Below are 18,048 nucleotides of genomic sequence, written 5' to 3'. Positions count from 1 at the left end.
ACCAACTCATGACCACAGCCCAAACAAGTCCGCCCGCCAAGCCGCCCGAAGTCGCCCCGCCCGCCGAGCGGCGGAAGGGCGTGTTGGTGGCGGTATGGGTTGCCGTCGCCATTGCGCTGCTTGGGGTTATCGCTTTCTTCGCACAAAAGGGTGTGACCTCGGATCGGATCCGCAACCCCGAGGTGACAGGGGCGCCGCGTCCGGTCGAACCGCTGTTCGGCTACGACCACTGGCTGGAGTTGTTCCAGATCTTCACGATCGTCTCGATGTCCATCATCGTCGTGGTGTACGTCATCGCGTGGCGAAAGCACGGGCCGCATCCGGTGCTGCTGATGGGAATCGTGACGACGCTGATCGTCTGGCAGGACCCGATCATGAACTGGTCGCCGTTCGCGGTGTACAACCCGCAGCTGTGGCACTGGCCCGTGGACTGGCCGCTGGTCTCGCTGTCGCCCACGGTGGAGCCGTTCCTGGTCATCGGCTACATCATGTTCTACCTCGGCCCCTACTTCCCGGCCATCGCGATCCTGCGCCGAATCCAGGCCCGTAGGCCCGTCGACTCGTTTGTCTGGCGCCATCCGCTGATCAGCCTGGCCCTGATCATCCTGCCACTGGGCATCATCATCGACGCGATGCTCGAAATCACGTTGGTGCGCACCGGGTTTTACATCTACTCCCAAGTGGTTCCGTTCGGATCTGTCTTCACCGGCGAGACATACCAGTTCCCGTTCATCTGGGAGACCGTGATGGTCACCTTCGTGATGGTCCCCGCCGGCGTGCTCCTCTACCGCGACGACACCGGTCGGACCGTCGCCGAGAAATTGGCGCAACGGGTGCGCATCTTCCCCAACCGTCCCGCTCTCGGCATGTTCGTGGTGATGTTCGTGCTGATCAACCTGGCTTATTTCGCCTACGGCACCGGTTTCGCCATCCTCAAGTGGACCCGCATCTCGACGTCGGTGGCCTGCCCGTGGCCCTACCCCGAAGCGAAAGTCTATGATCCACAAGGATTTTACGAACAGAACGGACAGCCCGGGCCATACGCGGTCGGGATTTGGTCGACCTATATGAGCGCGCAGCCCAACGGACGCCCGACCGTGCAGCTCGGCGAGACATCGGACCGGTGTGCTCCCAAACAATGAGCCCACGCGATGAGTGAGCCACGCAGCGTCGTCATCACCGGCGCGTCGCGCGGACTGGGTTTCGCCTCGACTGTGCGCCTGTACCGCGAAGGTTGGCGGGTCGTCGCTGCGATGCGCAACCCCGACAACGCGCTGCCGTTGCTCCGGGAGGCGACCGGCGCAACGCCCGATGACGACCGGCTGATCGGCGTGCAACTCGACCTCACCGACCCCGCATCGATCGCCGCGGCGGCGAAGGCAATCGAAGAAGCCGTCGGCGCACCCTACGCACTGGTGCACAACGCCGGCATCTCCGCCGCCGGAATGGTGGAAGAGACGGATATGGCGTTGTGGCAGAGGATGTTCGCCACTCACGTCACGGGTCCGGTCGCACTTACGCAGGCGCTGCTGCCGGCGATGCGTGCGACGGGGGAGGGGCGCATCGTGCTGGTGGCCAGCACGGCCGGGGTGCGGGGACAGCCGGGGACCGCACCCTATTCGGCGGCCAAGGCAGCGATGGAACGCTGGGGCGAATCCATGGCATGCGAGATCGCACCGTTCGGTCTCGGCGTCACCGTCTTGGTGACCGGCACTTACGACACTGACATCATCACCGACGCCGGCACTACCGACGATCGCAACTTCCAGGGCCCGTATGCCCGGTTGCACCACACGATGAACACTCGCGGGCGGTTCGCGGTCAGCTTCGCCCGCAAGCCGGAGAAGTTCACCGACGGCCTGGTCAAGGCTTTGGCTGACGAGAAACCGTTCCGCCGGCGGGCGGTGGGCCCGGATGCCGCAATGCTGTTGGCGTCCAACCGGATTCTCCCGGCGTCGGGCATGCACCACATGTCCCGGGTCGTGCTGGGCATACCCAGGCAGGGGTCGATGCGCGGCGGCGCATGGCCGTTGACCACGGGGCAGCGGGCGATGGTGCTTGCCGCGCGCGTTCTCCCGCAACCGCTGCTGCAGCGATTGGCTGCGCTGGCGGCGCGGAATTCGACCAAGACGGAGAAGGACTAGAGGGGACTAGCAGTGGTACAGCTTTTCGACGACTTGGAGGACTTCGGGGCCTTCGACGACGCCATTTCCGGTGACGTGCGTGACCCGTACACCGAGTTGGCGCGGTTGCGTCGCGAGCAGCCCGTGCAGCGGCTGGAAACGTCCGGGGCGCTGCCGCACGAGGAATCGCTGCCGATGTTCATCGTGTATCGGCACGAGGACATCCAGCAGATGTTGCGCGACAACGAAACCTTCTCCTCGGCCGCGGTCATCGCGGCGTTCGGACCGGTTCTTGGCGAAGGCGTCATGCTCGGCATGGACGAGCCGGTTCACGGCCGGCTGCGGGGTCTGGTGTCCAAGGCGTTCTCGCAGAAGTCATTGGCGCGCTGGCAGGACGAGCTGGTCGCGCGGGTGGCCAACAGCCTCATCGACAAGTTCGCGCCCAACGGGAAGGCGGACCTGGTCAAGGAGTTCACCTTTGACTATCCGAGCCAGATCATCGCCGGCCTGCTGGGTCTGCCGGAAGAGGATTACCCCCAGTTCCAACGTTGGTCCATCTCGCTGCTGAGCTGGCTGATGAATCCCGAACGCGGCCTTGCCGCTTCGGCGGCCTTGTGCGAGTACTTCGCTCCGATCCTCGAGGCACGTCGCGCCGAACCGAAAGACGACCTGATCAGCGCGCTGGCCCACGCCGAAATCGACGGCGAGAAGCTCGCGGACGAGGAGATCTACTCATTCCTGCGGTTGCTGTTGCCCGCCGGGGTGGAGACGACCTACCGGTCGCTGGGCAGCCTGCTGCTGGCGCTGCTGTCGAATCCCGATCAGTTGAAGGCCATTCGCGAGGACCGGTCGCTGCTGCCGCAAGCCATCGAGGAGGGCGTGCGGTGGGAGGCGCCCCTGCTGACGATCACCCGGGTGGCCACCCGCGACACCGAACTCGGCGGAGTCAAGATCCCCGCGGGCGCCACCGTGATGCCAATGCTGGGTTCGGCGAACCGGCAAGAGGATCGCTATCCCGATCCCGACACCTTTGACATCTTCCGGCAGCCCAAGTCGAACCTCAGCTGGGGGCACGGCGTGCACGTCTGCCTCGGCATGCACCTCGCCCGGCTGGAGATGCGCACCGCGATCAATCTGCTGCTGGACCGGCTGCCGAATCTGCGGCTCGATCCCGACGGAGACGACCCGCATGTCCGCGGGCAGGTGTTCCGGTCTCCGACGTCGGTACCGGTGCTGTTCGACCCCCAGTAATAGGGGCCGTCATATGTTGCACCTTGCCAATCGGCTAGTTTCCAGTAAGGCTCACTGTACGGTGGCCTTTCCGGCTGTGGCCCGCGAGGGCAAGACACGTCCCCGGCGCTCCGACCAGCGCCTCGTCGAAAGAGAGCTGAACAGATATGACAAGTACTGTAAAGGTGCGGTTCGAGTCGAAGATGCTGATCGACGGCAAGCTCGTCGACGGCCAAGCCGGCACCTTCACCAACATCAACCCCGCCACCGAGGAGCCGCTCGGCGAGGTCGCCGACGCGTCGAAGGAGGACATGCACCGGGCCATCGACGCCGCCCGGCGCGCCTTTGATGAGACGGACTGGTCGACCAACCGCGAGTTGCGCAAGCGCTGTCTGCTCCAGCTCCACGAGGCGATCGAAGCCGAGAAGGAAGAGCTGCGTGAGGAGCTCATCCTTGAAGTCGGCTCGCCGCGGGCCATCACCTTCGGGCCGCAGCTGGACGCGCCGCTGCAGGACGGGCTGAAGTACCCGGCCAGGCTGATCGACGAGTACGCGTGGGAGACCGACCTCGAGGACCGGGTGGTCAGCCTCACCGGCGCCAACACCAGCGTCAAGATATTTCGTGAGCCGGTCGGCGTGGTCGGGGCTATCGTGCCGTGGAACTTCCCGTTCGAGGTCACCATCAACAAGCTCGGCCAGGCGCTGGCCACCGGCAACACCGTGGTGCTCAAGCCGGCGCCCAACACCCCGTACAACGCGACTCGCCTCGGCCGGCTGATCGCGGAGAAGACCGACATCCCGGCAGGTGTCGTCAACGTGGTGACCGCATCGGATCACTTTGTGGGCGAGGAGCTTACGCTGTCGCCGAAGGTCGACTTGATCTCGTTCACCGGCTCGACGGTGGTCGGGAAGCGGATCATGGAAAAGGGCGCGGCGACCATGAAGCGGCTCTTCCTCGAGCTCGGTGGCAAATCGGCCACCATCGTCTTGGAAGATGCCGACTTCGGGATGGCCTGCGCGATCGGCATTGCGCCGTGCATGCACGCCGGGCAGGGGTGTGCGAACCCGACACGGATGCTGCTGCCGCGGTCGCGCTACGACGAGGGCGTCGCGATCCTGAAGAGCATCTACGAGAACGTCACCTGCGGCGACCCGCAAGACCCCGGAACGCTTTGCGGCCCGGTGATTTCGGAGAAGCAGCGCGAGCGGGTGATGGGTTACATCCGCAAGGGCGTCGAAGAGGGCGCCACCGCGCTGGTCGGCGGACCCGACGCACCCACCGGGTTCGACAAGGGCTACTACGTCCGGCCAACGCTTTTCACCGACGTCGACAACAAGATGACCATCGCCCAAGAGGAAATCTTCGGCCCGGTGCTGGCCGTCATCCCCTTCGACGATGAGGAGGACGCCATCCGCATCGCCAACGACAGCATGTATGGACTGGCCGGCAACGTGATGTCCGGTTCGGTGGAGCATTCGCTGGCGGTGGCCCGTCGAATCAGGGCCGGCTTCATGAGTGCCAACGGCGGCGCTCCGTACGGTGCCGACGTACCGTTTGGCGGCTACAAGTACAGCGGGGTGGGACGGCAGAACGGTGTGGCCGGCTTCGACCAGTACACCGAGATCAAGTCGGTCGGCTACCCCGCCGCTCCCTGATGACCGCAATGACCGCAACGACCGCGAGCGTGCGTGTCGGTACACCGACACGCCGCCGCGGCTGGCATTTTGCGCACGCTCGTCGGCAAACGTTTGTCCAGAGACAGGGCACCCGCGCCGACGATCAGCAGGAAAATGCTGCCGCACAGTTGAGCGAGGTCGAGGCGAGCTTCGTGGCTGAAGTCCCACCACCCGCTCTTGCCTCGAAACAACGCGGCGTTGCCCCACAGTATGGGCACCTTGGTGATCGCCAATGCGCCGATCATGTTGATGATCATCGGAATAGCGGCTAAACGCGTCAGCAGACCGACGAGAAGCATTACCCCGCAGGTGATTTCGGCGACGCCGTCGAGGTAGGCGAAGAAGCCGGGCGCCGGAATGCCGGCCTTTTCGAATCGTCCGGTGCCAAGAGCATCGGGCCGCAGAAATTTCAGTATTCCTTCACTGGCGAACACGACGCCGACATACAACCGGATCAGCAGCACGGCGGCGGGCGCGTTGGTCGCGGTCAAGCGATCACGCCATGACATTTCTTGGGTCACGTGGCTAACGCCCCTTCCTGGGTCCGAGGATTTCAGCGGCCAGTTCTTCAAGCGCGGCGCGCTCCTCGGCGAGCGCCTTTCGCCCCAGCTCGGTGATGTCGTAGACGCGGCGGGCGCGACCGTCCACCACCTCTTGCCGGGAGGCCAACAGGCCATCTCTTTCCATGCGGTGCAGCGTTGGATACAGCGTGCCCGGCGAAATCCTGTAGCCATGCCCGGCCAGTTCGTCGGCCATCCATGCGCCATGGATCGACGCGATATTCGCATGGTGCAGTATGTGTAATCGGACCGCACCGCGTAGGAACTGGCTCATTGGTGCACACCGCAGAACACCGTATTATATTGCGGGCGCACAGGTTTCGAGCTGGATCGCCACGACGACGCGGTAGGCATGCCGGCCTCCGGATGAGCCTGAACCATGATATCTGTTCGCGATATCGGATCACGATATCATCGCGAAGGTGGTCTATTTCCCGACAACCGACGCCAAGACCGACGCCACGAAGAAAGGCAATGCCGTGATCGAACTGCCCAAAGCGATGAGCCGGCGCAGCCTCGTCGGGATGTCACTATCGGCAGTCGGCGGCATCGCCTTGTCGGCATGCGACAGCCCCCCGCCCAAAGGCGGCGAGTCCGGCGCACCGTCGGAAGGTGAACTGCCCGTTACACCGCCGGAAGACCTGATGAAGGAGCACGGAGTGCTCAAGCGCATATTGCTCATCTATCGGGAGGGGATCCGGCGCGTGCAGGTTGGTGACGCGGCTGCAAGTCAGGCCCTCAACGCGGGCGCGGAGATCATTCGAACTTTCATCCACGACTATCACGAACACTCGGAAGAGCAGTACGTCTTTCCCAGGCTCGAGCAAGCGGGCAAACTCACCGACATCACCTCGGTCCTGCGCACGCAGCACCAGCGAGGCCGCACCATCACCGACCGCGTGCTGTCCCTCACCTCCGGTGCGGGCGTGTCCGACCGATCGCAACGAGAAGAACTGACACAGGACCTGGCGGCGTTTATCCGGATGTATGAGCCGCATGAGGCACGCGAAGACACCGTCGTATTCCCGGCATTGCGTGACGTAGTGCCCCCGAAAGAGTTCCGCGACATGGCCGAAATTTTCGAAGACGAGGAGCATCGGCGTTTCGGCCCAACGGGTTTCGAAGGCATGGTCGCAAAGGTCGTCGATATTGAAAAGAGTCTCGGCATCTACGACCTGAGCCAATTCACCCCGGCGTGAAGGCGGAGCGCGACGCGAGGCAGCTGTTGGCTCGTCGAACGGGGTTGTCCCCTCTTGCGCCGACACCGCCCGTCTCGTGGCAGCTAGACGAATGCCTGGCAGTTATCAAAGCCACCTAAAAACTGTCGAGCCACAAGAGCGCGAGCCAAGTTTCGATATGGGCGCGGAAATCTCTCGGCAAACAACCGGAGTTATGTAATTATCGTCTAAGTCAAATCGTCCGATCGTGGTTTGCCGAGTGGGAGGGCGCAGTGTCGTACCTGTTTGCCGCACCGGATCTGTTGGCGACAGCAGCCGCGAATGTCGCCGGTATCGAGTCCTCGATTCGGGCGGCGAACCTGGCCGCGTTAGGTCCGACCAGCACACTGGCCGCCTCTGCTGCTGACGAGGTGTCGACGGCGATCGCGGCGTTGTTTGCCGCTCACGCAGAGGAATACCGCGCGATCGGTGCTCAGGCGGTGGCGTTCCACACGCGCTTCGTGCAGGCATTGAACAGCGCCAGCCTGGCCTATGCGGCCGCGGAGGCCGCCAACGCCAACCCCCTGCAGGCCCTCGGCGACCAGGTGCTGGGTGCGATCAATGCGCCGACGAACTTCTTCTTGGGACGTCCGTTGATCGGCAACGGTGCCGACGGGACGCCCGGCACAGGCCAAAACGGTGGCGCCGGCGGCATTCTGTGGGGCAACGGCGGCAATGGCGGCTCGGGTGCGCCGGGATCGAGGGGCGGGCGCGGCGGCGACGCCGGGTTGATCGGCAACGGTGGCGCGGGCGGCGCCGGCGGCATCAACCGCGGGGTCGGCGGCAACGGCGGTAACGGCGGGTTGCTGTGGGGCAACGGCGGGGCCGGCGGCGCCGGAGGGGTCGGCACGATCACCTACGGCTTCGGCGGGCTCGGCGGGCGCGCCTTGTCCTTGTTCGGCACACCGGGCGCCAACGGCGAAGGCGGGTTCGGCAACGGACACTTCCTGTTCGTGCCGTCTGACGCGAATGCCCTTCAGGCTCTGCTCGCGACGGCGCCCGACGAGAATTTCCTGTTGATCGGCACCGACGGCGTCAATCTGGCAAGGGTCCTCGCCGACCCCACCGGCACGCCGAACTTCCACGAACTGATGAGCCAAAGCATCACCTCGGCGTCAACGATCATCGGCCACACGACCATCTCCAACCCGTCGTGGACGACCATTCAAACCGGTGTGTGGAGCGAGATCGCTGGCGTGACCAACAACGTCTTCACCCCCTGGACCTACGCCGACTGGCCCACGGTGTACACGCAACTCGAGGGAACGTTCGGAGACGCCATCAACACCACGGTCATCGCCGACTGGGACGTCATCACCAACATCGCCGCCACCGGGCCGTTCCCCGCAGACCACATCGAGTACATCGCCCAGGTCCCGGGCGACGCGCACTGGGAAGCGACGACGAACCTGGTCGGCACGCAGGCCCAAGCCGCGATCATGGCCGCCGATCCAAACAAGGGCAATCTGATCTTCACCTACTTCACTGGTGTCGACGTCAACGGGCACGAATACGGTGGCGATTCACCGCAGTACGCCCACGCCCTTCGGGTCATCGACGCCAACATCGGGTCACGTACCAACGGCACCGGCCTGCTGGGGGCCATAGCCGCCTGGGAGTCCCTACACGGCGAATCATGGGACATCCTCGTGACCACCGACCATGGGCACACCGGGGGAGACCCGCTCGGCGCCGGTCACGGGTTCCAATCACCGCTGGAGACAGCGAGTTACCTCATCTGGGATCAAGCCGGCGACATGAGAAACGGCTGGATCAACAACCAATGGCAGATCGTCAGTGTCACGCCGACGATTCTGGATCAATTCGGCATCACGCCGCCGGCGTACATGCAGGGTGCGCCCATAACGTCCCCCACCTTCGACAACTACTACTTCGATCCCGGCGCCAACCTGTACAGCGTGCTCAACCAATCGTTCGCCACCCAGGGCTATCCCGATGTCCCGGCGAACATAAACCTGTCGGCGCGCACGGTCGCGGTCACCATTCCCTACCTGTTGTACGGGCAGATAAACAATCTCCTCGCCGTGACGCCCAGCTTCCTACAGGTGCCGGTCTCGTGGCTCGGCTCGGCCGTCTACCAGACGTTCAATATCCCGGCGCAGATCTTCGTCCGCTTCACCGGGGTGACCGGCAACCGGATCATCCCGCCGGACCTCAATCCATTCATCTGATCATCGAATCAACGGTCGCCAGCGGCATAGCTGAGTCGACCTCGGTCGGATTCGCCGTCTCACGTGACCATAATCACGAAGTCGCGATTACCCCCACCGAACAAACTCCTGCTTTATTAATAGGAGCTCTAAGTAAAACCGACCCCGCTACCGGGCCGCAGACCCCTTTGGTCGACAATCGACTAACAACACGTGTCAAAGGAGACATTCTCATGGCTGAAGCCGTCATCGTCGAGGCAGTGCGCTCCCCAGTCGGCAAGCGCAACGGCGGTCTTTCCGGTATCCACGCGGCCGACCTGTCGGCGCAGGTGCTCAATGGTTTGGTCGAGAAGGCCGGCATTGATCCCGAGCTCGTCGACGACGTCATCTGGGGCTGCGTGATGCAGGCCGGTGAGCAGGCCCTCGACATCGGCCGCACCGCGCTGCTGACGGCGGGCTGGCCGGAGAGCGTGCCCGGCGTGACCGTGGACCGCCAGTGCGGTTCGAGCCAGCAGTCCGTGCACTTCGCCGCGGCCGGCGTAGTGGCCGGTCACTACGACGTGGTGGTCGCCGGCGGCGTCGAGTCGATGTCGCGGACCCCGATGGGTGCGTCGCTGGCCAACGGCGGGCGGCCTTACTCCGAGGCCTTCCTCAACCGCTACAACGGCCAGATCCCCAACCAGGGCATCGGGGCTGAGATGATCGCCGAGCAGTGGGGCTTCTCCCGCCTCGACCTCGACCAGTTCTCCCTGGAATCTCACGAAAAGGCCGCGGCCGCACAGGATTCCGGTGCGTTCGACGACCAGATCGTCGGGATCAAGGACCAGGACGGCAACGTCGTGCTCAAGGACGAGGGCATCCGCCGTGGCACTCCGATCGAGAAGATGGCCTCGCTGAAGCCGGCGTTCAAGGAAGACGGCGTGATTCACGCCGGCAACTCCTCGCAGATTTCCGACGGCTCGGCCGCCCTGCTGTTCATGTCCGCCGAAAAGGCCAAGGAACTGGGCATGAAGCCGATCGCCAGGGTGCACACCGCCGTCCTGGCGGGCGCCGACCCGGTGATCATGCTCACCGCCCCGATTCCGGCCACTCAGAAGGCGCTCAAGCGTTCCGGCCTGTCGATCGGTGACATCGGCGCGTACGAGGTCAACGAGGCGTTCGCCCCGGTTCCGCTGGCCTGGCTCAAGGACATCGGCGCCGACGAGAAGAGGCTCAACCCCAACGGTGGCGCGATCGCCCTGGGGCACCCGCTTGGTGGCTCCGGTGCCCGGATCATGACCACGCTGCTGTACCACATGCGGGACAAGGGAATTCAGTACGGCCTGCAGACCATGTGCGAGGGCGGCGGCCAGGCCAACGCCACCATTCTGGAGCTGCTGTGACCGTAGCCGGTGACGGCCGGCCCGGAGCGCTCGTCGAGCGTCAGGGGAACGTGTCGATCATCACGATCAACCGGCCGGAAGCCCGCAACGCGGTCAACGGTGCCGTCAGCATCGGCGTCGGGGACGCGCTGGACGAAGCCCAGCGCGACCCCGACGTACGGGCGGTCGTCATCACCGGTTCCGGCGACAAGTCGTTCTGCGCCGGTGCCGACCTCAAGGCGATCTCGCGGCGGGAGAACATTTATCACCCGGACCACCCCGAATGGGGTTTCGCCGGGTACGTGCACCACTTCATCGACAAGCCCACCATCGCGGCGGTCAACGGCACTGCGCTGGGTGGCGGCACCGAACTGGCGCTGGCCAGCGACCTGGTGGTGGCCGACGAGCGCGCTCAATTCGGGTTGCCCGAGGTCAAGCGGGGCTTGATCGCCGCCGCGGGCGGGGTCTTCCGGATCGTGGATCAGCTGCCCCGCAAAGTGGCGATGGAGCTGCTGATGACCGGAGAGCCGCTGTCGGCGTCCGACGCCCTCAAGTGGGGCCTGATCAACCAGGTGGTCGCGCAGGGCACCGTGCTGGACGCCGCACTCGCGCTGGCCGCGCGGATTACCGCTAACGCGCCGTTGTCGGTGCAGGCCAGCAAGCGCATCGCGTACGGCGTTGACGACGGCGTCATCACCGGCGACGAACCGGGCTGGGACCGCACCATGAAGGAGATGGCGGTGCTGCTCAGGTCCGAGGACGCCAAGGAAGGGCCGTTGGCGTTCGCGGAGAAGCGCGAGCCCGTCTGGAAGGCGCGCTAGTGGCGATCGCAAGCGCGGCATAGCCGGGCGCGGGCGGGTCGCCGGCGTCGAGCACTAAACGCTCGTCAGAGGAGCTGCGGATCTGAGCCAGACATTCTTTCCCGAATTCGACTCGGAGCAGTCGGACTCGTCGCAATCTCACACAACCGCAAGGAGGTGTGAGATGCAGACCCGTGTTCTTCTAGCTGCCGTGGCCGCGATCATTGGCCTCCTCGGCATGGGCATGTTCGGCGTCGCAAGGACACCCTGACGAGGACGGCATTGCCTGTGCGGGATAAACCTTTTGAGCTCACTCCCACCCAGCGGCAGGTTGTCGTTCAGATTGTCGTCTTCGTCGTGATCGTCATTCTTGTCGTCATTCTCAGAGCTCTCGACGTCGACTGGGACAACGTGCACCTCAACCGGCCGACCACCACCCCGGCTGTGACCACCACACATCGCAAGTACAAGAACTGCTCCGAAGCCTGGGCAGACGGCAGGGCCAACATCCCGCGGGGCGACGACGCCTACCACCCGGCGCTGGACCGGGACGGGGATGGCGTGGCCTGCGAGAAGTAGCTTCTCCTTGCTGCGGCGATGATCAGTCGGATTCGGAAGGCTCTTCAATATCAGTCCGCGCCGGATCGAAAGGCGAATGCTGGATGTCGCCGAGCGGCAGAATTCCTGACGGCAGAACAGGTTCCGTTGGCTCAGAGAGTTGTCGCTCAAAGGCGGGCAGAAAGCCTGCTTCCCGCGCCATCGTGCCGGCGTGCGCGTCGCTGCCCCCGCTGTTCCGCTGGGGCGTGAACATCCTGGCGAGCACCAACCCGCGAGTGAGCAGCCGGTAGTCACGGGTAACTCGGTGCCAGGCAGCCTCATACGACTCCGGCGCGTCGTCGACAATGGCGCGGACCGCCGCCGCAGCCTGCTTGACGGCAAGGCTGATGCCTTCGCCGGTCAGGGCGTCCTCGTAGCCGGCCGCGTCGCCGACCAACAGCACCCGCCCGGCCACGCGTCGCGAAACCACCTGTCGCAACGGTCCGCACCCCCGAGCCTGCCCGCGGCTGGCGCCGTCCAGGTAAGGACGCAGCGTTGGGAACCAATCGATTTCGGGTTTCTGACGGGACAAGACCGCCACCCCAACCAGATCCGGCTCCACGGGCGTCACATAAGCCTCACCCCAACGGGACCAATGCACCTCGACGAATTCAGACCACACCGGCACGCGGTAATGCCACCGCACGCCGTGGCGGCGCGGCGTACCCGTCGTCGCCGCGATCCCTACCGCACGCCGGACCGGCGAATGCAATCCGTCGGCCCCGACCAACCACTTCGCGCGCACCCCGGCGGCCGTCACACCGTGCGCATCCTGTTCGACGGCGGTCACCCGGGTCCGGATCCATTCGGTGTCTTGCTCTTTGGCGCGGGCCGTCAGCGCCGCATGCAGCGTGGTGCGTCGCACCCCGCGGCCGGGTCCGGTGCGAAACCGAGCCTCGGCCCGGCGATGCTCGTTGACGTAGGCGATTCCGCGAAACGGCACGCCAACCGGGTCTACACCGAGCGAAAGCAATTCGGCGAGCCCGCCGGGCATCAGGCCCTCACCGCACGCTTTGTCGACAGGACTCTCGCGGGGTTCGGCCACGATCACCGAAAGCCCTTGGCTGCGGGCCTGCAACGCCGTCGCGAGTCCTCCCGGACCACCCCCGACAACCAACAGGTCGGTGTCGTAGGTCGTCATCGATAACCCAGCGCGACGTTCTCCACCCGCACGCGCACGCTCAGCAGGATCGCATTGGCGACGCTGAAAAGCAGCGCCGTCAACCACGCCGTATGCACCAGTGGCAATGCGAACCCTTCGGCCACTACCGCGACATAATTCGGATGGTGCATAAAGCGGTACGGGCCCTTTTGTACCAACTGCTCATCGGGTAACACAATGACCCGAGTATTCCACCGCTTGCCCAGTGACTTGATGCACCACCAGCGCAGAGCCTGGCTCAGCACCAGGATGGCGACCATGGGCCAACCCAACCACGGGATGAACGGTCTGTGCAGCGCCCATGGCTCGATGAGGCAGCCGAGCAGTAACGCTGTGTGCAGGGCAACCATGACCACGTAGTGCCGTTGCCCAAATTCCTTGCCCCCCTGGTCAAAAGACCAACGCGCGTTGCGTCGGGCTACCACCAACTCCGCAACGCGCTCGATGACGACCGCGAGGATCAGCAGGTAATAAATCATCGTTCTACCATGCACCTACCATTGCAGGAGCACCAACTCCGAGCAGAAAGCCGGCCCCATCGCGATCATCATGCCGAGCGAGCCGGGCGGTGGCGGATCTGTCATGGTGGCGCGCAACACATCCAGAACCGACACGGACGAGAGATTGCCGTTGTCGCGCAATGAATCTCGGGTATGAGTCAGTGCCTCGGGCGGTAGCTGCAGGATGTTTTCGACGGCCTCGATCACCCGGGGTCCGCCGGGGTGGCACACCCACGTCGTGATGTCATCGGTAGTCAGGTCGTGGTCGGCGAGGAATCGCCGGACGTCCCCGCCGAGGTACTTCTCGGTGACGGTTGCCACATCGACCGACAGGACGATGCGAAAACCGTCGCTGCCGATACGCCAGCCCATGACTTCTTCGGTGTTCGGGTAGATGCGGCTGCGGGTCGCCAATACCCGCGGACCGCGCGACCCGGACCCGGCGCGCTGCGCCCCCTTGGTGACGACGGCGGCCGCACCATCGCCAAACAGGCTGGACGCCACCAGGTTTGCCACCGAGTGGTCTTCGCGCTGAATGGTCAGCGAGCACAGTTCCACGGCCAGCAGAACGCCCACCTCGTCGGGAAACGCGAGCAGGTAGTCATGCATGCGCGCCACCCCGGCGGCTCCGGCGACGCAACCCAGGCCGAACAGCGGTACGCGCTTGACGTCCTGGCGCAGGCCTACCCGGGTGGCCAGTCGCGCTTCCAGGGTCGGCACGGAAAGCCCGGTGACCGTCGTCGAGAAAACGATGTCGACTTCCGACGGTTTGATATTGGCCTCGTGCAGTGCCGATTTGAGCGCTTGCTCGCCCAGGTCCAGGGCGATGTCGACGAAAGCGTCGTTGGCTTCGGTGAATCCGCCCAACTGGCTATAGCGCGAAAGCGGCAATGCGGTATGGCGCGCCCGTACTCCGCTGCTCAGCGCGAAGCGGCGAAAGTCCGGACCGGCAAAGTCGGTCAATGCCTCGATGGCCTGCTCCTGGCTGTGCCGGTGGCGTGGAAACTGCACGGCCACACCGGCTATCGACGGATGCCTAGACATAGTGGTCGTCGGTGCCCGCCCACCGAGACGTTCGGATTCTCCCCCTGGCATGGTGCTCATGTAGGAGTCACGTTACTGGCGCCGGATAGGTTCAGTGCCCGGAAGCTATGGACATTGACCTGCGCACACTTACGATGGCCGGCATGTCCGCGCCGTTGATCGTCTCCATCCGAGGGCACACGCCCCAACTGCACGCCGAAGCCTGGGTGGCGCCCAACGCCAGCGTGATCGGGCAGGTCAGTCTCGCGGCCAGGGTCAGCGTCTGGTACGGCGCGACCTTGCGCGCCGAGGCGGAGATGATCGAAGTCGGCTTCGGCAGCAACATCCAGGACGGCGTCACGATCCACGTCGACAAGGAATTCCCGGTGCGTATCGGGGCCGGGGTCAGCGTCGGGCACAACGCCGTCGTGCATGGCTGCACCATCGAAGACGACGCGTTGATCGGCGCCGGAGCGGTGGTCCTCAACGGCGCGATCATCGGGGCCGGAGCACTGGTCGCCGCCGGCGCTCTGATTCCGCAGGGGATGGTGGTGCCCGCCCGCTCGTTGGTGACCGGGGTGCCCGGCCGGGTCCGCCGCGAACTCAGCGCCTCCGAAGTGGCCAACAATCAGCACAACGCGGAACTGTATCGGCGCTCGCTCGACCTGCACCGCGCTTCGACCGGCTAGCCGCTTCGGTTCCGTTGGCGGCGGTTCGGGGTATCAGACAGCCGAGGGGCGTGTCTTCGCCGCGAGCCTTCGAGGCTTCGAATCGTCAACGGATAGGTTGGAAACATGCGAATTCTGGTGACTGGTGCCACCGGATACATAGGGTCACGGCTGGTCACGGCGTTGCTAGCGGAAAACCACGAGGTGGTAACCGCGACCCGCAACCCGGATCGTCTCAAGCAATTTGGTTGGTACTCCGAAGTCATCCCGGTGCGTCTCGATGCGGGCGATGCCGAATCGGTGCGCGCGGCGTTCTCGGCTGAAGGTCCCATCGATGTCGTGTATTACCTGGTCCACGGCATCGGACAGGCGAACTTCCGCGAAGCCGACAACGCCGCAGCGGCCAACGTCGCGGCCGCGGCAAAGGAAGCGGGCGTGCGCCGCATCGTCTACCTGGGCGGCTTCGTGCCCGAAGACCAAGTGCTGTCCGAACACCTGGCCAGCCGCGCCGAAGTCGCCGAAGCCCTTACCGTCGAGGGCGGTCCCGAGCTGGTGTGGTTGGGTGCGGCACTGATCATCGGCGCGGGCTCGACGTCATTCGAGATGCTGCGCTACGTCGCCGACCGGTTCCCCTTCATGCCCATGCCGGACTGGATGCACAATCCGCTCGACCCGATCTCCATCCGCGATGTGCTGCACTACCTGGTCGCCGCCGCGGACCCCGAGCTGGTTCCCGCGGGCGCCTACGACATCAGCGGTCCGGACCGCACGTCGTATCGCGACTTGCTGAAACGCTATGCCCGCATCTCCGGGCGGTGGCACGCGAGTGTCCGGGTGCCCCGCGTCGATACTGCGGTGGCTTCGCTGTTCGCCGCGTTAGCGCTGCCGGTGCCCCAGGGTCTGTCCGGCGATCTGGTCGAATCGCTGGATCACCCGATGCGGGCCTCCGGTCACGGCCTGCAAGGCCACGTACCCGACCCGCCCGGCGGTTTGCTGGAGGTCGACGACGCCATCGCGCTGGCGTTGGCGCCGCACAAGCCACTGCCGGTTAATGAGCTGGCGGACCCCCATCACCTCGCAGACACCGACCCGGTCTGGGCGGGCGGTGACGCTCTGCGTATCCGGCGCCTTGCCCACGCGGTGACCCCGTCATTCGCACGGCCTACCCTTGGTCTGGTGAATCTGGTGCCCGGCCCCCTGGCCGGCGCGCTGCGGACCAGTTTGGACATCCTGCTCACGTTGAAACCGAAGGCACTCACGGTATGACTCAAGCCGCGAAACCCCACCGAGCCAGCGTGCTTGAAGAGGTTCGTCGTGCGATTACCAATGTTGCTGTGCCCCACCATGAACCGCCCGCCGTCGTGCTGCGCCGACGCATCGTGGTCGTCATCACGCTGGTCGTCGGCGCTGTCGTACTGGGCTTTTCGCTGCGGGTCGAAGCCGGTGACTCAAGCTTCTATTGGCTGACGCTGTTGCTGGCTGCGGTGTGGTTCGTCGGCGGATTCCTGTCCGGCCCGCTGCATCTGGGTGGCATCTGCTGGCGGGGACGCAACCAGCGGCCGGTCATCACCGGCACCACCGCCGGTCTGCTGTTGGGTGGTGTCTTCGTGTTGGGTGGGCTCATCGCCCGCGAGATCCCGGTCATCGCCGAATACATCACCCACGTGCTGAAGTACGCCAACCAGGGATCGTTTGCCCTGGTCGTAGCGCTCACACTGATCAACGGCCTGGCCGAAGAGGTGTTCTTCCGGGGAGCGCTCTACACCGCATTGGGCCGGCACTATCCGGTGATCATTTCGACCGTCTTGTACATCGCCGCCACCCTGGCCAGCGGCAACCCGATGCTCGGCTTCGCCGCGATCATTCTGGGGACCGTGTGCGCGTTGGAACGCCGGGCCACCGGTGGAGTGCTGGCGCCGATGCTGACCCACTTCATGTGGGGCCTGATCATGGTGCTGGTGCTGCCCCGGCTATTCGGGATCTAGTGGCCTAGTTCACCGAGTCGGTGAAGACGGGGGAGCGGCGCTGCTGGAAAGCCGTTGCGCCCTCGATGAAGTCGTGTGACCCCAGCAAGCCCACTTGGCCGTCGAACTCACGCTCGAGGGTGGGCTCCAACTCGGTCAGCGTAGCGGCGTTGATCGCCTCTTTGGTCTTGGCGAACGCCACCGAGGGACCGGCAAGCAACCTGGCGATGACCGCGTCCACCTCGGTCTCGAAGTCGTCGGCCGGGTACACCGCACTGACCAGACCGTAGGACAGGGCTTCGGCGGCGGGCAGTCGCTCGGGCAGCAACGCCATCCGCATCGCCCGGATCCGGCCGACCGCGGCGGCCACCAAGGCCGATGCACCGCCGTCGAGCATCAGCCCGATCTTGGTGAACGCGAGCATGAAAAACGCTTTGTCCGAAGCCAATACGAGATCGCAGGCCAAGGCCAGCGAAACACCGACACCGGCTGCCGGGCCGTGCACGACGGCCACCACCGGATGAGGCAGCGCGGTGATGATTCGGATCGTGCGGTTGATCTCGGTGATGGTGTCAACGCCCGAATTGCCGTCACCGACGTCGTCGGCGCTCATGCCGGCGCCGGAGCAGAAGCCGCGACCGGCACCGCCGATGCGCACCAACTTGACCCGCGGATCGGTGACCGACCTTTCCAGCGCGTCGGCCATGCCCTCCAGCAGGGGCGCCGTGAGCGAATTCAGGCTCTCGGGGCGGTCGATCGTCAGCGAAAGCACGCCGTCGTTCAGTGCGACTTGCAGCCCGTCGACGGGCGTTAGCGAATCCAGCATGGCCCCACCCTATTTGGATGGCGGCGACCCGCTTCGCCCGGCTCCGCCGCGCTCGCGATCGCCACGGGTCTGGATGGTGGCGACCCGCTTCGCCCGGCTCCGCCGCGCTCGCGATCGCCACGGGGCTGGATGGTGGCGACCCGCTTCGCCCGGCTCCGCCGCGCTCGCGA

17 protein-coding genes and 1 pseudogene are annotated in these 18,048 nt (G+C 65.1%); 12 read left to right on the top strand and 6 right to left on the bottom strand.

The genetic code is table 11. The features are described 5' to 3' along the window. Window positions 1-8 precede the first annotated feature (8 nt). The 4 genes from BST27_RS19465 to BST27_RS19450 all read left to right on the top strand — a co-directional run bounded on the left by BST27_RS19465 (window position 9) and on the right by BST27_RS19450 (window position 5,008). Complete coding sequence (locus BST27_RS19465; protein ID WP_069419864.1) at window positions 9-1,142, top strand: spirocyclase AveC family protein; 1,134 nt, start codon at window positions 9-11, stop codon at window positions 1,140-1,142. A 9-nt stretch (window positions 1,143-1,151) separates the two neighbouring features. After that, complete coding sequence (locus tag BST27_RS19460) at window positions 1,152-2,144, top strand: SDR family oxidoreductase (protein WP_069419863.1); 993 nt, start codon at window positions 1,152-1,154, stop codon at window positions 2,142-2,144. Between the two features lie 12 nt (window positions 2,145-2,156). Then, entirely contained in the window at window positions 2,157-3,374 is a 1,218-nt protein-coding gene (locus BST27_RS19455; protein WP_069419862.1) for a cytochrome P450, read from the top strand. A gap of 146 nt (window positions 3,375-3,520) precedes the next feature. Further along, entirely contained in the window at window positions 3,521-5,008 is a 1,488-nt protein-coding gene (locus BST27_RS19450) for an aldehyde dehydrogenase family protein (RefSeq protein WP_069419861.1), read from the top strand. Here the strand turns inward: BST27_RS19450 and BST27_RS19445 are convergent. Both BST27_RS19445 and BST27_RS19440 read right to left on the bottom strand, forming a co-directional pair. Then, window positions 4,990-5,601 carry a DoxX family protein gene (locus BST27_RS19445; RefSeq protein WP_232007306.1) on the bottom strand — a complete coding sequence of 204 codons (612 nt, stop codon included), beginning with the start codon at window positions 5,599-5,601 and terminating at the stop codon, window positions 4,990-4,992. The genes BST27_RS19450 and BST27_RS19445 overlap by 19 nt on opposite strands. Then, entirely contained in the window at window positions 5,555-5,863 is a 309-nt protein-coding gene (locus BST27_RS19440) for an Rv3488 family transcriptional regulator (RefSeq protein ID WP_069419860.1), read from the bottom strand. Before BST27_RS19440 ends, BST27_RS19445 begins: the two co-directional genes overlap by 47 nt. A gap of 226 nt (window positions 5,864-6,089) precedes the next feature. Between BST27_RS19440 and BST27_RS19435 the strand changes: the two genes are divergently transcribed. The 5 genes from BST27_RS19435 to BST27_RS35090 all read left to right on the top strand — a co-directional run bounded on the left by BST27_RS19435 (window position 6,090) and on the right by BST27_RS35090 (window position 11,717). Further along, window positions 6,090-6,788, top strand: a complete 699-nt coding sequence (locus BST27_RS19435; protein WP_079220035.1) for a hemerythrin domain-containing protein — start codon at window positions 6,090-6,092, stop codon at window positions 6,786-6,788. A gap of 251 nt (window positions 6,789-7,039) precedes the next feature. Further along, window positions 7,040-8,998, top strand: coding sequence for a PE domain-containing protein (locus BST27_RS19430; protein ID WP_069419859.1), 1,959 nt, complete (start codon window positions 7,040-7,042; stop codon window positions 8,996-8,998). A gap of 212 nt (window positions 8,999-9,210) precedes the next feature. Beyond that, entirely contained in the window at window positions 9,211-10,359 is a 1,149-nt protein-coding gene (locus BST27_RS19425) for a thiolase family protein (RefSeq protein WP_069419858.1), read from the top strand. Then, the gene (locus tag BST27_RS19420) at window positions 10,356-11,159 is read left to right on the top strand and encodes a crotonase/enoyl-CoA hydratase family protein (RefSeq protein ID WP_069419857.1); all 804 of its coding nucleotides are present in this window, start codon (window positions 10,356-10,358) and stop codon (window positions 11,157-11,159) included. The genes BST27_RS19425 and BST27_RS19420 overlap by 4 nt, the downstream gene beginning before the upstream one ends. A gap of 390 nt (window positions 11,160-11,549) precedes the next feature. Continuing rightward, window positions 11,550-11,717: an excalibur calcium-binding domain-containing protein gene (locus tag BST27_RS35090; protein WP_079220034.1), complete on the top strand. Its 168-nt coding sequence runs from the start codon at window positions 11,550-11,552 to the stop codon at window positions 11,715-11,717. 235 nt (window positions 11,718-11,952) lie between these two features. Here BST27_RS35090 and BST27_RS19410 read toward each other — a convergent pair. The 3 genes and pseudogenes from BST27_RS19410 to BST27_RS19400 form a co-directional block, all read right to left on the bottom strand. Beyond that, window positions 11,953-12,876: pseudogene (locus tag BST27_RS19410) on the bottom strand (NAD(P)/FAD-dependent oxidoreductase); the annotation flags it as partial. After that, window positions 12,873-13,373: an isoprenylcysteine carboxyl methyltransferase family protein gene (locus BST27_RS19405; RefSeq protein ID WP_069419877.1), complete on the bottom strand. Its 501-nt coding sequence runs from the start codon at window positions 13,371-13,373 to the stop codon at window positions 12,873-12,875. The gene BST27_RS19405 and the pseudogene BST27_RS19410, both read right to left, overlap by 4 nt. A gap of 18 nt (window positions 13,374-13,391) precedes the next feature. Further along, window positions 13,392-14,441 (bottom strand): type III polyketide synthase, encoded by a 1,050-nt coding sequence (locus BST27_RS19400; protein ID WP_139805247.1) that lies wholly within the window; start codon window positions 14,439-14,441, stop codon window positions 13,392-13,394. A gap of 143 nt (window positions 14,442-14,584) precedes the next feature. Between BST27_RS19400 and BST27_RS19395 the strand changes: the two genes are divergently transcribed. The 3 genes from BST27_RS19395 (at window position 14,585) to BST27_RS19385 (ending at window position 17,073) form a co-directional block, all read left to right on the top strand. Further along, window positions 14,585-15,109 carry a gamma carbonic anhydrase family protein gene (locus BST27_RS19395; RefSeq protein ID WP_069419876.1) on the top strand — a complete coding sequence of 175 codons (525 nt, stop codon included), beginning with the start codon at window positions 14,585-14,587 and terminating at the stop codon, window positions 15,107-15,109. A gap of 105 nt (window positions 15,110-15,214) precedes the next feature. Continuing rightward, a complete protein-coding gene (locus BST27_RS19390) occupies window positions 15,215-16,354 on the top strand; it encodes an NAD(P)H-binding protein (protein ID WP_069419853.1) in 1,140 nt (379 codons plus the stop codon). Continuing rightward, entirely contained in the window at window positions 16,351-17,073 is a 723-nt protein-coding gene (locus BST27_RS19385; RefSeq protein WP_069419852.1) for a CPBP family intramembrane glutamic endopeptidase, read from the top strand. Before BST27_RS19390 ends, BST27_RS19385 begins: the two co-directional genes overlap by 4 nt. A 4-nt stretch (window positions 17,074-17,077) precedes the next feature. On the opposite strand, the gene BST27_RS19380 is transcribed toward BST27_RS19385, so the two are convergent. After that, the gene (locus BST27_RS19380) at window positions 17,078-17,878 is read right to left on the bottom strand and encodes an enoyl-CoA hydratase (protein WP_069419851.1); all 801 of its coding nucleotides are present in this window, start codon (window positions 17,876-17,878) and stop codon (window positions 17,078-17,080) included. Window positions 17,879-18,048: the final 170 nt, after the last annotated feature.

This window comes from Mycobacterium intermedium (assembly GCF_002086275.1).
Classification (GTDB): domain Bacteria; phylum Actinomycetota; class Actinomycetes; order Mycobacteriales; family Mycobacteriaceae; genus Mycobacterium; species Mycobacterium intermedium.
Note: the sequence above shows the minus strand (reverse complement) of the source record. Positions and strands in the feature narration are given on the sequence as shown.